The sequence below is a fragment of the Mycobacteroides immunogenum genome, assembly GCF_001605725.1.
Lineage (GTDB): Bacteria > Actinomycetota > Actinomycetes > Mycobacteriales > Mycobacteriaceae > Mycobacterium > Mycobacterium immunogenum.
This window is the reverse complement of the sequence record NZ_CP011530.1, coordinates 711,319-725,144: the sequence shown is the minus strand read 5'-3', so window position 1 is coordinate 725,144 and position 13,826 is coordinate 711,319. Positions and strand designations below refer to the sequence as shown.

16 protein-coding genes are annotated in these 13,826 nt (G+C 64.0%); 7 read left to right on the top strand and 9 right to left on the bottom strand.

The features are described 5' to 3' along the window. Nucleotides 1–19 precede the first annotated feature (19 nt). Nucleotides 20–1,279 carry a cytochrome P450 gene (locus ABG82_RS03695; protein WP_043079745.1) on the bottom strand — a complete coding sequence of 420 codons (1,260 nt, stop codon included), beginning with the start codon at nt 1,277–1,279 and terminating at the stop codon, nt 20–22. Between the two features lie 217 nt (nt 1,280–1,496). Between ABG82_RS03695 and ABG82_RS03690 the strand changes: the two genes are divergently transcribed. Continuing rightward, on the top strand, nt 1,497–2,657 hold the full coding sequence (locus tag ABG82_RS03690; RefSeq protein ID WP_043079746.1) for a steroid 3-ketoacyl-CoA thiolase: 1,161 nt from the start codon (nt 1,497–1,499) through the stop codon (nt 2,655–2,657). A 46-nt stretch (nt 2,658–2,703) separates the two neighbouring features. On the opposite strand, the gene ABG82_RS03685 is transcribed toward ABG82_RS03690, so the two are convergent. Both ABG82_RS03685 and ABG82_RS03680 read right to left on the bottom strand, forming a co-directional pair. Further along, complete coding sequence (locus ABG82_RS03685; RefSeq protein WP_043079747.1) at nt 2,704–3,957, bottom strand: cytochrome P450; 1,254 nt, start codon at nt 3,955–3,957, stop codon at nt 2,704–2,706. Between the two features lie 115 nt (nt 3,958–4,072). Then, a complete protein-coding gene (locus ABG82_RS03680; RefSeq protein ID WP_043079748.1) occupies nt 4,073–4,459 on the bottom strand; it encodes a hypothetical protein in 387 nt (128 codons plus the stop codon). A 17-nt stretch (nt 4,460–4,476) separates the two neighbouring features. Here ABG82_RS03680 and ABG82_RS03675 point away from each other — a divergent pair, with 17 nt between their 5' ends. Continuing rightward, nucleotides 4,477–4,977: a nitroreductase family deazaflavin-dependent oxidoreductase gene (locus ABG82_RS03675; RefSeq protein ID WP_043079749.1), complete on the top strand. Its 501-nt coding sequence runs from the start codon at nt 4,477–4,479 to the stop codon at nt 4,975–4,977. Nucleotides 4,978–5,004: 27 nt separating this feature from the next. Here the strand turns inward: ABG82_RS03675 and ABG82_RS03670 are convergent, their stop codons facing one another. Further along, complete coding sequence (locus ABG82_RS03670; protein WP_043079750.1) at nt 5,005–5,916, bottom strand: SDR family oxidoreductase; 912 nt, start codon at nt 5,914–5,916, stop codon at nt 5,005–5,007. 3 nt (nt 5,917–5,919) lie between these two features. Then, nucleotides 5,920–6,702, bottom strand: a complete 783-nt coding sequence (locus ABG82_RS03665; protein ID WP_043079751.1) for an SDR family oxidoreductase — start codon at nt 6,700–6,702, stop codon at nt 5,920–5,922. Nucleotides 6,703–6,796: 94 nt separating this feature from the next. Between ABG82_RS03665 and ABG82_RS03660 the strand changes: the two genes are divergently transcribed. Genes ABG82_RS03660 through ipdC form a run of 4 tightly spaced genes read left to right on the top strand, consistent with a single transcriptional unit; the run spans nt 6,797 to nt 10,256 of the window. Then, complete coding sequence (locus ABG82_RS03660; protein ID WP_043079752.1) at nt 6,797–7,555, top strand: enoyl-CoA hydratase family protein; 759 nt, start codon at nt 6,797–6,799, stop codon at nt 7,553–7,555. Between the two features lie 3 nt (nt 7,556–7,558). After that, the gene (ipdA, locus tag ABG82_RS03655) at nt 7,559–8,440 is read left to right on the top strand and encodes a cholesterol ring-cleaving hydrolase subunit IpdA (RefSeq protein ID WP_043079753.1); all 882 of its coding nucleotides are present in this window, start codon (nt 7,559–7,561) and stop codon (nt 8,438–8,440) included. Beyond that, nucleotides 8,437–9,186 carry a CoA-transferase subunit beta gene (locus ABG82_RS03650; protein WP_043079754.1) on the top strand — a complete coding sequence of 250 codons (750 nt, stop codon included), beginning with the start codon at nt 8,437–8,439 and terminating at the stop codon, nt 9,184–9,186. Before ipdA ends, ABG82_RS03650 begins: the two co-directional genes overlap by 4 nt. Next, nucleotides 9,183–10,256 (top strand): (3aS,4S,5R,7aS)-5-hydroxy-7a-methyl-1-oxo-octahydro-1H-indene-4-carboxyl-CoA dehydrogenase, encoded by a 1,074-nt coding sequence (gene ipdC, locus ABG82_RS03645; RefSeq protein ID WP_043079755.1) that lies wholly within the window; start codon nt 9,183–9,185, stop codon nt 10,254–10,256. The genes ABG82_RS03650 and ipdC overlap by 4 nt, the downstream gene beginning before the upstream one ends. A 15-nt stretch (nt 10,257–10,271) precedes the next feature. Here the strand turns inward: ipdC and ABG82_RS03640 are convergent, their stop codons facing one another. Next, a complete protein-coding gene (locus ABG82_RS03640) occupies nt 10,272–11,174 on the bottom strand; it encodes an endonuclease domain-containing protein (RefSeq protein ID WP_043079756.1) in 903 nt (300 codons plus the stop codon). A gap of 141 nt (nt 11,175–11,315) precedes the next feature. Here ABG82_RS03640 and ABG82_RS03635 point away from each other — a divergent pair, with 141 nt between their 5' ends. Beyond that, nucleotides 11,316–11,654 carry a hypothetical protein gene (locus ABG82_RS03635; RefSeq protein ID WP_043079757.1) on the top strand — a complete coding sequence of 113 codons (339 nt, stop codon included), beginning with the start codon at nt 11,316–11,318 and terminating at the stop codon, nt 11,652–11,654. Here the strand turns inward: ABG82_RS03635 and ABG82_RS03630 are convergent. Genes ABG82_RS03630 through ABG82_RS03620 form a run of 3 tightly spaced genes read right to left on the bottom strand, consistent with a single transcriptional unit; the run spans nt 11,651 to nt 13,786 of the window. Then, entirely contained in the window at nt 11,651–11,953 is a 303-nt protein-coding gene (locus ABG82_RS03630) for a hypothetical protein (protein WP_043079758.1), read from the bottom strand. The two genes, ABG82_RS03635 and ABG82_RS03630, sit on opposite strands and share 4 nt — an antisense overlap. A gap of 25 nt (nt 11,954–11,978) precedes the next feature. Beyond that, a complete protein-coding gene (gene fadA6 / locus ABG82_RS03625; RefSeq protein ID WP_043079759.1) occupies nt 11,979–13,127 on the bottom strand; it encodes a steroid 3-ketoacyl-CoA thiolase FadA6 in 1,149 nt (382 codons plus the stop codon). 11 nt (nt 13,128–13,138) lie between these two features. Next, nucleotides 13,139–13,786 carry a TetR/AcrR family transcriptional regulator gene (locus ABG82_RS03620; protein WP_264031442.1) on the bottom strand — a complete coding sequence of 216 codons (648 nt, stop codon included), beginning with the start codon at nt 13,784–13,786 and terminating at the stop codon, nt 13,139–13,141. Nucleotides 13,787–13,826: the final 40 nt, after the last annotated feature.

Here is a 13,826-nt window from a genome sequence, read left to right as displayed (position 1 = left end):
TGCTCGTTTCCTTTTGAAACTACTGCAGGACCGGGCAGCCACTGGCGCCGGTGAAATCAACCTGCCAGTGCTTGATGCCGTTGAGCCAACCGGACTGCAGCCGCTTCGGGTCACCCACCGGCGCCAGGTTAGGCATGTGGTCGGCAATGGCGTTGAACATCAGGTTGATGGTCAACCGGGCCAGGTTGGCGCCGATGCAGTAGTGCGCACCACTCCCGCCGAAGCCCATGTGCGGATTCGGGTTACGCATGATGTTGAAGCTGAACGGGTCTTCGAAGACCTCTTCGTCGAAGTTAGCCGAGCGGTACATCATGACGACGCGCTGCCCCTTCTTGATCTGCACGCCGTCGAGCTCGGTGTCCTCCAGCGCGGTCCGCTGGAAGGAAGTCACGGGGGTGGCCCAGCGCACGATCTCGTCGGCCGCCGTCTCCGGGCGCTCCTTCTTGTACAGCTCCCACTGCTCCGGGAACTGAGTGAAGGCCATCATGCCCTGGGTGATCGAGTTGCGTGAGGTCTCGTTGCCGGCCACCGCAAGCATGATCACGAAGAAGCCGAACTCATCGTCGGAGAGCTTGCCTTCACCCTCGACCTCGGCGTTGATGAGCGTGGTCACGATGTCCTCGCCCGGGTTCACAGTCTTCTGCTTGGCCATCTCCATCGAGTACGCCAGGATCTCCATCGACGAGGCCGCCGGATCGATATCGGCGTACTCGGGATCGTCGTACGAGGTCATCTCGTTGGACCAGTTGAACAGCTTGCCGCGGTCCTCGATGGGCACCCCGAGCAAGCCAGCAATGGCCTGCAGCGGCAACTCACACGAGACCTTCTCGACGAAGTCGCCGGTACCCTCTGCGGCCGCGGCCTTGGCGATCTCTTGCGCACGCTCGTTCAGCTCGTCACGCAGACGACCAATAGCGCGCGGGGTGAAACCGCGGGAAATGATCTTGCGCAGCCGGGTGTGGTGCGGCGCGTCCATGTTGAGCATGACGTAGCGCTGCAGCTCGATGGCCTCTCGCGTCATATCGTCGCTGAACCGCGGGATCGCGGTGTTTTCCCAGCTGGAGAAGACATCGCTGCGCAGCGACACCTCCTTGACGTCCTTGTGCTTGGAGACGACCCAATACCCGCCGTCGTTGAAGCCGCCGACGCCATCGGGCTGCTCCTGCCACCAAATCGGAGCCGTCTTCCGTAGCTCCTTGAGCTCCTCGACGGGGAGCCGTTCTGCGTAAACCTCCGGGTCGGTGAAGTCGAATCCGGCGGGAAGGCTGGGGTGCACCACGTTGAACTCCTATGGCCTTTCGGGGCGTCTTTCAGGGACGATCTGGTTAGAGCATCTAGTGAGAGCCGAGTGAGCTACGACACTCTCTAGCCCCATTGAAGCACACGATCAGCGCAGACAAAACGTGGTGCACGGGACGAGAACACGTTCTCATTGCTTCCAGACTGGAACGTGTTCTACCGTGAGGTCAACGTTCAGAGCGCAAAGGAGCAGCTCCATGGGTAATCCGGTCATCGTCGAAGCGACGCGCAGCCCCATCGGCAAACGTGGTGGATGGCTCGCGGGCCTACATCCCGCCGAGCTGCTGGGCGGCATCCAGAAGTCGGTGATCGCGCGCGCGGGCCTGGATCCCCACGAGGTCGAGCAAGTCATCGGTGGCTGCGTGACCCAATTCGGCGAGCAGGGCGGACACATCACCCGGCAGGCATGGTTGCATGCCGGACTGCCCGAAGCCGCCGGCGCCACCACCATCGACTGCCAGTGCGGCAGCGCACAGCAGGCCAACCATCTCATCGCGGGCCTGATCTATTCGGGTGCCATCGACACCGGCATCGCCTGCGGTATCGAGTCGATGAGCCGCGTACCACTCGGCGCCAACGTCGGCGGCACCGGCATTCCGCGCCCCGCCTCCTGGGATATCGACATGCCGAACCAGTTCGAAGCCGCCGAGCGCATCGCCAAGCGCCGCGGCATCACCCGCGCCGACGTGGATGGCCTGGGCGTGCGCTCGCAGGCACTGGCCAAGCAAGCCTGGGCCGAGGGCCGCTTCGATCGCGAGATCACTCCGCTTGACGCGCCGCAGGTGGACAAGGAAGGCAATCCGACCGGCGAGACACTGACGGTCAACCGCGATCAGGGCCTGCGTGATACCACCCTGGAATCGCTGGGCAACCTCAAACCTGTTATGCCGGAGGGTATTCACACCGCCGGTACGTCGTCGCAGATCTCCGATGGTGCGGCCGCGGTGCTGCTCATGGACGAGGACAAGGCCCGTGCCCTTGGCCTGAAACCACGCGCCCGCATCGTGTCTCAAGCCTTGGTCGGCGCCGAGCCCTACTACCACCTGGACGGCCCGGTGCAGTCCACGCAGCGTGTGCTGGACCGCGCCGGCATGAAAATCGGCGATATCGACGTTGTCGAGATCAACGAGGCCTTTGCCTCCGTCGTGCTGTCCTGGGCCTCGGTCCACAAGCCCGACTTCGATCGCGTGAATGTCAACGGTGGCGCGATCGCCCTGGGGCATCCGGTGGGCAGCACCGGCAGCCGCTTGATCACCACCGCCCTGCACGAGCTCGAGCGCACCGACAAGTCAACGGCTTTGATCACCATGTGCGCGGGTGGCGCACTGTCCACCGGCACCATCATCGAACGGATCTAGCACCTTCGCGAAGACCCCCGGCGCCCCGGCACCGGGGGTCTTTCCGTCAGCTCGCCCGCCCGTAGCCGGCTGGGCAGAAGTCGACCTCCCAATGCTTGACGCCGTTGAGCCAGCCCGAACGGAGCCGGTCCGGCTCTCCGGCCGACGTGAGATTTGGCATGTGGTCGGCAATGGCGTTGAACATCAGGTTGATGGTCATCCGCGCCAGGTTCGCCCCCACACAATGATGCTCGCCGTTGCCACCAAAACCCACGTGCGGGTTGGGGTTCCGCATGATGTCGAAGCCGAAGGGGTTCTCGAAGACCTCTTCGTCGAAGTTGGCGCTGCGGTACATCATCACCACGCGCTGCCCCTTCTCGATCTGCACCCCGCCCAGCTCGGTGTCCTCCAACGCCGTCCGTTGAAATGACGTGACCGGCGTCGCCCAGCGCACAATCTCGTCGGCCGCCGACTCGGGTCGCGTCTTCTTGTACAGCTCCCACTGGTCGGGGAACTGAGTGAAGGCGTGCATCCCATGCGTGATCGAGTTACGCGTCGTCTCGTTGCCCGCAACAGCCAAAAGCATGACAAAGAAACCGAACTCGTCGTCGGATAGCTTCTGCCCGTCGATATCGGCATTCACCAGATCGGTACAGATATCGGTGCCGGGCTCAGCGGACTTTCGGGCCGCGACACCCATCGCGTACATCAGCAGCTCGGCGCTCGCGATCGCGCTGTCGTCCTCGCCATCAGAGGAACCCACCAGCCTGTTGGACCAATCGAAGAGCTGTTCGCGCTCCTCCAATGGAGTGCCCATCAAGCCCGCGATGGCTTGTAACGGGAGCTCGCAGGCAACCTGTTCCACAAAATCACCATGCCGCGCCTGCGCTGCCGCTTTCGCGATGGCCTGCGCGCGAGCGTTGAGATCGTCGCGCAGCCGACTGACCGCCCGAGGGGTGAACCCCCGGCTGATGATGTGCCGCAACCTACTGTGCCGGGGTGGGTCCATGTTGAGCATGATCAGCCGGGTGGCGTCAATCCGCTCGCGCGGCGTGGTGGGCAGATAGCGCGGGATCGCGGTGTTCTGCTCACTGGAGAAGACCTCGCAACGCAGCGAAACCTCTTTGACATCTTTGTGTTTCGACACCACCCAAAAGCCGTCGTCGTCGAATCCGGCAACCCCGCGTGCCGTCTGGTTCCACCAGATCGGTTCGGTGTGGCGCAATTCCGCCAGCTCGCGTTCGGGGATGCCATGCACGAAAAGCTCGGGATCGGTGAAGTCGATACCGTCCGGCAAATGGGGGTGTTGGGTCTGTACCACGCTGTACCTCCCGGCCTGTGATGCATTTCACTACTGGCTCTAGTCGCAGTGAAGCACAGAAATCGACCCCGGGACAAGGGTGCGCGGCAGAAAAACCGCAGATCTAGAACGTGTTCTAGGCGCGCGAGAGCTTCGGGACGAAGATCGCCCGAATGTGGTGGATACGGGGGTCAGCGGCCGGGATTTTGAACGTCTCGTCCACTTTCGCGACAACGCGCCACCCGGCAGCCTTCGCCTTGGTTTCGATGACGAAACTGGCGACGACATTGTCGCCCTCGACACGGAACTGCCGGTTGGACGCGGCGGCGATCAGCCGGAACTGCGGACCATTGTTTAGGCTGCGCCGCAAGTGATCTCCGGAAAATCCGGTCTTGACACCCTGCTCGATCCGCACACATTCCGGAGTGAACGGCACCGCGTCCGCCTGGTGCGTGACGAGGGCTTCGATGTAGGCATTCGCGGCGGCAATACGTGCTTCGTCTGAGGCTTGGGGTGTTGACACACTCGTAGCATAGGGCCATGTCTGATGGTCGTCCCGCGAGCGGCGCAACCGCCAACGCACCCGCGCAGCTCAACTCCGAATTCGCCGGCACGCTGATCAAATGGATGACCACGGCCAACGTGTGGCTGTATCGGCGGACCGACGGCCGACTCGGCGGAAAATGGCGTGTGGGAGCGGCTTTCCCGTGGGGCATACCGGTACTTCTGCTCACCACCATCGGCCGTAAGACCGCACAGCAGCGGCTCAGCGCACTGATCTATCTGCCCGATGGCGACAAGGTGATCCTGGTCGCCTCACAGGGCGGGCGCGGCACGAATCCCGCGTGGTATCTCAATCTGACGGCGAATTCTGAAGTAACCGTTCAGATAAAGGGCGATATCCGCACCATGACGGCACGCACCGCGACGGACGAAGAACGCGCGTACTACTGGCCCAAGCTGGTCGAGCTGTACGCCGACTTCGACAAGTACCAGTCGTACACGACACGCAAGATCCCCGTCGTCGTCCTGGAGCCATGAGTCCCGCCGGCTCCCGACGACACGCAGCTACGACTGGCTGCCGTACACCGGGACCGGTGTGCGCGCCTTGTCGAGCAGGCCGCTGACCACTGGACCCAATTCGCTTGGGTCCCAGCGAGCCCCCTTGTCCACCTGAGGGCCGTGTGCCCAGCCCTCGGCGACGCGAATGATGCCGGCTTCGACCTCGAACACCTTGCCGGTGACCTCACGCGACTCGGGGCTGCCCAGCCACACCACCAACGGTGAGACGTTCTCGGGTGCCATCGCGTCGAACGCGCCATCTTCGGGCTTGGCCATGGTCTCGGCGAAAACCGCCTCGGTCATCCGGGTGCGGGCGGCCGGGGCGATGGCGTTCACGGTGATGCCGTAGCGGCCCATCTCGGCGGCCGCCTGCAGTGTCAGGGTGGCGATACCGGCCTTGGCCGCGGCGTAATTTCCTTGGCCGACACTGCCTTGCAACCCGGCGGCCGAGCTGGTGTTGATGATGCGGGCATCCACGGCGTTACCCGCCTTGAACTCGTCACGCCAGTACGCGGCGGCGTGCCGCAGCGGCGCGAAGTGCCCCTTGAGGTGCACACGGATCACCGCGTCCCACTCGTCCTCGCTCATATTGGCCAGCATCCGGTCCCGCAGGAATCCGGCATTGTTCACCAGAACATCCAGGCGTCCAAAGGAATTGACAGCAGTATCAATGAGGTTCTTGGCGCCATTCCAATCGGCGACGTCATCCCCGTTGGTGACGGCCTCACCGCCGGAGGCCCTGATCTCCTCGACAACCTCCTGCGCGGGGCTGGTGCCCGCCGATCCATCCAGGCCCACACCGATGTCGTTGACCACGACGCGGGCACCTTCCGCGGCGAACGCCAGCGCGTGCGCGCGGCCGATGCCCCGGCCCGCGCCCGTGATGATGACGACCCGACCGTCGAGTAAACCTGGCATGTTCTATTCCTTTTCGCCGTTCCCGTTGCTGTTGACATTGGCCGCGTCGAGAAACGCGGGGCGCTCCCCTCCGCCATGAACCGTGAGGACCGAACCGGTCACATACGAAGACAGTGGTGAAGCAAGAAATGCTGCGGTCCAGCCGATCTCATCGGGGTTGGCCAGACGCCCCAATGGCACGGTGGCACCCACCGCCGCGATGCCGTCCTCGTCCCCGTAATGCATCTCCGACAGTTCGGTGCGAATCATGCCCGCGGCGAGCGCGTTCACCCGCACCTTCGGTGCCCATTCCACGGCCAGGCTGCGCGTCAGACTCTCCAGTCCGGCCTTGGCGGCGCCGTACGCCGCGGTGCCCGGCGAGGGACGGCTCGCGCTCACGCTGGTGATGTTGACGATCGTGCCGCCGCTGTCCTGCCGCTGCATCACGGCGTTGGCGCGCTGCGAAACGAGCAAGGCGGACAGCAGGTTCAATTCGATGATCTTGCGATGGAAGTTATGGCTGGCATCGGCAGCGAGCGCGAAAGGAGCTCCCCCGGCGTTATTCACCACGGCGTCCAGGCGCCCGTGGGTGGTGACGATGACCTCGATGAGCGCATCTACCGACTCTTCGTCGCGAACATCGCAGGAGTGGAACTCGTACGGCGTCTCACCGGGACGGCGCGCGCAGGTCACCACCGTCGCACCCTGATCGGCGAAAACCTGACTGATCCCGGCACCGACGCCACGAACACCTCCGGTGACCAGAACGACGCGACCTTCGAGGCCGAGGTCATAAGGGGTTCGCACGTGGCTCCTTGCCGTGTTCTTGCTGTTTGTCCAGCGCTTTCGAGCCATGGTAGCGTACCAAGCAAGTGCTTGTTTCGGTACCTTGAGGAGTCTCATGGGCATCACCACCGCGACGGTTGAACCGGGCATCGTCACCGTCACCGTCGACTATCCGAAGGTCAACGCCATCCCCTCGCGTGGATGGTTTGAGCTGGCCGACGCCATCCTGACCGCGGGCAACGATCCGTCCACGCACGTGGTGATCCTGCGGGCCGAGGGCCGTGGGTTCAACGCGGGCGCCGACATCAAAGAGATGCAAGCGACAGACGGTTTCACCGCGCTGATCGACACCAACCGGGGCTGCTTCGAAGCCTTCAGCGCGGTGTACCGCTGCAAGGTTCCCGTCGTCGCCGCCGTCAACGGCTTCTGCCTCGGTGGCGGAATCGGCCTGGTGGGCAACGCCGATGTGATCGTCGCCTCCGACGACGCCGTGTTCAGCGTGCCCGAGGTGGATCGCGGCGCCCTGGGCACCGCCACTCACTTGCAACGGCTGGTCCCCCAGCATGTGATGCGCCGGATGTTTTACACGGCGGCCAAGATCGACGCAAAGACGTTGCACCACTACGGATCCATCCACGAAGTCGTGCCCCGCGAAGAGCTGGACGAGGCCGCGCTGCGGGTCGCCCGTGACATCGCCGCCAAGGACACCCGCGTCATCCGCGCCGCCAAGGAAGCCATCAACTTCATCGACCCGCAGGATGTGGAGTCGAGTTACCGCATGGAGCAGGGCTTCACGTTTGAACTCAACCTTGCCGGTGTCGCCGACGAACATCGCGATGCGTTCGTCGAGACCGGAAAGCCGAAGGGGAACTAACTCATGGGAGACAAGCGCACCACGCTGGACGAGGTCGTCGCCGAGCTTCGCAGCGGGATGACCATCGGCCTGGGCGGCTGGGGTTCACGCCGCAAGCCGATGGCCTTCGTGCGGGCCATTCTGCGTTCGGACATCAAGGATCTGACGGTCGTCACGTACGGCGGACCGGACCTGGGCCTGTTGTGTTCGGCGGGCAAGGTCAAGAAGGCCTACTACGGATTCGTCTCACTGGATTCGCCGCCGTTCTACGACCCGTGGTTCGCCAAGGCACGCACCACCGGCGCCATCGAATCCCGCGAGATGGACGAGGGCATGGTCAAGTGCGGATTGGAAGCCGCCGCCGCACGGTTGCCGTTCCTGCCCATCCGGGCCGGACTGGGATCCGACGTCATGAACTTCTGGGGCGACGAACTCAAAACCGTCACGTCGCCGTACGCCGATAACTCGGGCGGGTTCGAAACCCTGGTCGCCATGCCCGCCCTGAACCTGGACGCCGCCTTTGTGCACCTGAACCTGGGCGATGCCACCGGCAATGCCGCCTACACCGGCGTCGACCCCTACTTCGACGACCTGTACTGCATGGCCGCGGAACGCCGCTACCTCTCGGTGGAGAAGGTGGTCCCCACCGAGGAGCTGGTGAAGTCCGTACCGCTGCAATCACTTCTGTTGAACCGGATGATGGTCGACAAGGTGGTCGAGGCACCCGGTGGAGCTCACTTCACGATCGGTGCGGCCGACTACGGCCGTGACGAGAAGTTCCAGCGCCACTACGCCGAGGCGGCCGGTGACCCGGAGACCTGGCAGACGTTCGTCGACACCTACCTGTCGGGTTCCGAAGAGGATTACCAGGCAGCCGTCAAGAAGTTCCAGGAGGCACAGGCATGAGCGAGGCAACCCGCGCCGAGGTGTGCGCCGTCGCGTGCGCCGAATTGTTCAGGGACGCAGGCGAGATCATGGCCTCCGCGATGTCGACCATGTCCACTGTCGGCGCCCGACTGGCCCGTCTGACCTTCTCCCCCGACCTGGTGCTCTCCGACGGTGAGGCCTTGCTGATGGCCGAAACACCGGCCATCGGAAAAACCTCGCCGATCGAGGGATGGATGCCGTTCCGCAAGGTGTTCGATGTGGTGGCCTCCGGTCGACGGCATGTTGTCATGGGCGCCAACCAGATTGACCGCTACGGCAACCAGAACCTCTCGGCGTTCGGGCCGCTGCAGCACCCCACCCGGCAGATGTTCGGGGTGCGCGGCGCCCCGGGTAACACCATCAACCACGCCACCTCCTACTGGGTGGGTAACCACTCGGCACGCGTGTTCGGGAACTCGGTCGACGTAATCTCCGGTGTCGGCTACGACAAGGTCGATCCGGCGAACCCGGCGTACAAGTACCTCAATGTCTTCCGGGTGGTCTCGAACCTGGGCGTGTTCGACTTCAACGGCCCCGACCATCAGATGCGCGCACTGTCGCTGCACCCCGGTGTGACGGCCGAGGACGTCGCGTCCAACACCGCCTTTGAGGTGCACGGGCTGGCCAACGCCGGCGAAAGCCGCCTGCCGACCGACGAGGAGCTACGGATCATCCGTGAGGTCATCGATCCGAAGTCATTCCGGGACAAAGAGGTAAAGCAGTGACCCGGGTGCTCACCACAGCGTTGACCGAGCTGGTCGGCATCGAGCATCCCGTTGTGCAGACGGGTATGGGCTGGGTGGCCGGGCCGCGGCTGGTGGCCGCCACCTCCAACGCCGGCGGCCTGGGCATCCTGGCCTCGGCGACGATGACCCTGGAAGAGCTGGTCACCGCCGTCGCCAAGACGAAGTCGCTGACCGACAAGCCCTTCGGCGTGAACATCCGCGCTGACGCCGGTGATGCCACCGAGCGCATCGACCTGTTGATCCGGGAAAAGGTCAAAGTCGCGTCCTTCGCGCTGGCACCCAAGCAGGACTTGATTGCCAAGCTGAAAGACAATGGCGTCGTGGTGGTTCCGTCGATCGGTGCGGCCAAGCACGCCAAGAAGGTCGCGGCCTGGGGCGCCGATGCGGTAATCGTGCAGGGCGGCGAGGGCGGCGGCCACACCGGTCCCGTCGCCACCACCCTGCTGCTGCCCTCGGTGCTCGACGCCGTGAAGGACTCCGGGATGCCGGTCATCGCCGCCGGCGGTTTCTTCGATGGCCGTGGCCTAGCTGCCGCGTTGTCCTATGGTGCAGCTGGAGTTGCGATGGGGACCCGGTTCCTGCTGACTTCCGACAGCAGCGTCCCGGACGCCGTCAAGCAGCGTTACCTGGCTTCGGATCTGAGCGGCACCGTGGTCTCTACCCGTGTCGACGGTATGCCGCACCGGGTGCTGCGCACCGAACTCGTCGAGAAGCTGGAAAGTGGTTCGCGGGTGCGCGGTTTCACCGCCGCGGTGCGCAACGCCGCCAAGTTCAAGAAGATGACGGGCATGTCGTGGGCATCGATGGTCAAGGACGGTCTGGCGATGCGACACGGCAAGGAGCTCACCTGGTCACAGGTGCTCATGGCCGCAAACACTCCCATGCTGCTGAAGGCGGGCCTCGTCGAGGGCAATACGAACGCGGGTGTCCTCGCCTCCGGTCAGGTCGCGGGCATCCTCGATGATCTGCCGAGCTGCCAGGAGCTAATCGACGCGATCGTGACCGACGCGGTCACGCACCTGAAAACAGCCAACGCCGCCATCCTCTAGCTGCGATTGGGAATCTCACGAGGCAAAACGACCAGAATCCCTCGCAAGGTTCCCACTCGACATGGCTGCTCGAAACGCCTCGTCGACTCGTGCCACGATCGTGCCCGCCCGGTGCCTCAGCATCTCTGATGTCACGCGGATGATGGTCCATCCCTCCGCTGCCAGACCTGCTGAACGATCGACATCGAGCGAGCGTTGACGCGGATCTGTCCAGTGTTGGGCGCCGTCGAACTCGACGCCGATCTTAAGACCCTCCCACCCCATATCGATCCTGGCCACAAACTCCCCATACCGGGTATAGACACGAATTTGTGTCTGCGGCTTGGGGAATCCAGACCTCACAAGAAGCATTCGCGTGCGAGTTTCTTGGGGCGACTCCGCGCCGCCGTCGAGCAACTCAAGCGCCCTGCCCAAGGTCACGAGTCCCCGTGCCCCGGGATGCGCATCCGCGACCGCCCGTATCGCCGCAAGACTGACACCGGTCGCGGCCAGCAGAGCATCTAGACGCTCAACGGCACCATCGAGCCGCAACCACCGGCCGAGATCGAATGCCGTCCGCGCCGCGGAAGTGACTGCAAGACCGTCAATCTCGCCAACCTCATCTGCCAACAACGACTCTCTGTGCACTCTCAAACCCCGCGGGGCCTTGTGATTGCGATAGATCAGTTCTGCGTCGGCCGTACCGTCCACCCACTTGGCACCGAGCATTGCCGATGCCGACAGTCCGGCGACCACCCCGTCGCGCCGCGACCACAGCCACGCCGCCCGCGCTCGTTGTGTGGCCGTGATACTCGATCCGCGCGGCACGTACACCGACGGGTACACCTGTTCGTATCGGCGCCGGATCGTGTGCTCAGAGGCCACACCGGAGGCGATCGCCTCGGTAGATCGAAAAGGCCATGGAATCGTCTCCCCCATTTCGGGAGCATCGCACTCGCCACCGACACATCCCGAGTGGGAATCTCACGAGGTAATACCCTCGAAATGCCACGCCAGATTCCCACTCAGCCTGAAGTTAAACTCCAGGCGATTCACAGACTCGGAGAGAATCCTGGAGATGTGATTCACCGAATGTTCACCTTCTGGACTGCTGCCTGTTGTTGTGCTGCCGCCACCGCGGTCGTGTTATCCCCGATCGCCGCGGCAGACTCCGACCAGCCGTCTACCCCCAACCACGGTATTCACACCCCGGCACAAGGTTCCATGGAACTACCGACCGACCGTGGCCGCCGTCATGTGCTGCGCCAAGATCAGGGCGTGGGCGGCGCGAATCCCGACGTGCCGTATGGAACCGATCCCTACGTCCCGGATCACGCAAACGATATCGGCGGCGCTAATCCAGACACGCCGCTGGGCACCGATCCCGATGTGCCGTACGGAACCTGGGCCCAGAACTAGTCGCCGGGCGCTGGGGGCGGCGGTACCTCTGGAGCCGGGGTGTCGTAGATATCGATACTGTCCCGCCGATTCCATCCACCCCAGGACTGGTCGCCCCAGCCGCCCGGATATTGCGAAATCTGCGGCGGCAGATCGCCCATCGACTGCGGCAGCATGTTGAGCACGCCGCTGGGCACGCCCGGAATTGCCGGGACGTAACAAATCTCCGGCGGACACGGCTCAGCCTGTGCCGGGGCACCACTCGCGAGGACGCCCAGCGATGCCACGGCCACTGTGCCGATCAAGATTCCAGCGCGCATACTCCTCAGGCTACGCCCGCGAACGTCAGAGACGTTCGATGATGGTGACGTTGGCGGTGCCGCCACCCTCACACATCGTCTGCAGGCCGTAGCGCCCGCCGGTGCGCTCCAACTCGTTGAGCATGGTGGCGAACAGCTTGGCGCCGGTGGCACCCAGCGGGTGCCCCAAGGCCATCGCACCGCCATTCGGGTTGACCTTCTTCAGGTCGACGTCCAACTCCTTGGCCCAGGCCAGCACGACGGGGGCGAAGGCCTCGTTGATCTCGACAACGTCGATATCGTCCATGGTCAGACCGGTCTTCTCCAGCGCGTACCGGGTGGCCGGGATCGGTCCGGTCAGCATGAACACCGGGTCGTCACCGCGGGCGCTGATGTGGTGGACACGCGCACGCGGCGTCAGGCCGTGTGCCTTCACCGCACCCTCGGAGGCCACCAATGTGGCGCTACCGCCGTCGGAGATCTGGCTGGCGAGCGCCGCGGTGAGGCGGCCGCCCTCGACCAGAGGCTTCAAGCTCGCCAACTTCTCCAGAGTGGATTCGCGCGGTCCCTCGTCGACGCGGAAGTCGCCAACCGGGATGATCTCGTTGTCGAAGTGCCCGTTGCGGATCGCGGCGAATGCCTTCTCGTGGCTGGAGAGCGCGAAAAGCTCCATCTCCTCGCGGCTGATGTCCCACTTCTCGGCGATCATCTCGGCGCCGCGGAACTGGGAGATCTCCTGATCGCCGTAGCGGTGCAGCCACCCCTCCGATTCTGCTGTGGGCGAGGTGAATCCGTACTCCTTGCCGACGAGCATCGCGGCCGAGATCGGGATCTGGCTCATGTTCTGGAAACCACCGGCAACGATCAGGTCGGCGGTTCCGGACATAACAGCCTGCGCGGCAAAGGAAATGGCCTGCTGGCTCGATCCACACTGACGATCGACAGTGGCGCCCGGTACTTCTTCCGGGTATCCACCGGCCAGCCAGGCCAGTCGTCCGGCGTTGCCGGCCTGTCCGCCGATGGCGTCCAGCACGCCCATGTACACGTCGTCGATGGCGTCGGGGTCGACGTCGACGCGATCGAACAACCCCTTGAACGTGGCGGCACCGAGATCAAGCGGGTGCACCTTGGAGAGCGAGCCGTTGCGCTTACCGACAGCGGTACGCACAGCATCGATGATGTACGCCTCAGGCATGGTGAATCTCCTTATTTTTCAGGGCTATTCGAGGACAACCCGACGGTGATCCCGCCGAGAACGATCGAGAGATACTGTTCGGCGACTTCCTGCGCGGTACGTGAGCCGCCGGGGCGGAACCAGCGCACCGACACCCACGTCGCGTCACGGATAAAGCGATACACCAAGGTCACGTCAAGATCGGGTCGGAACTGCCCCTGGGCGATACCGTCACGAAGCACGTCGAGCCACAGCTCGCGCTGCTCGGTGTTGAGCTCGTTGAGGTAGGCGAACCGTTCCTGGGAGAGCAGGCGCGGCGCCTCGGACTGATAGATCGCAACCTGCGCGTGCTTGGTCTCGATGGCCTCGAAGGTCGCCATGAAAAAACCCTTGAGGCGCTCCAGCGGATTCAACTCCGCAGCGGCGATTTCGCGGTAACGCGTGAATAGACCGTCCAGCAGGTCGCGCAGCAGCTCGTCGACAATCGCCTCTTTGGAATCGAAGTGGTGATAGAGGCTGCCCGACAGGATTCCGGCGGCATCGGCGATATCGCGCACGGTGGTGGCGCGCAGACCACGCTCGGCGAACATCTCGGCGGCCAGGCTCAGCAGCTCATCACGCCGCGATGGCTGCGATGCGCCGCCCGCGCGCAGAGCGTCCGGTTGACGCACCTCTGTCACCTTGTCCACCTCCCCACTGTATCAACCAAGCGCTTGTTTG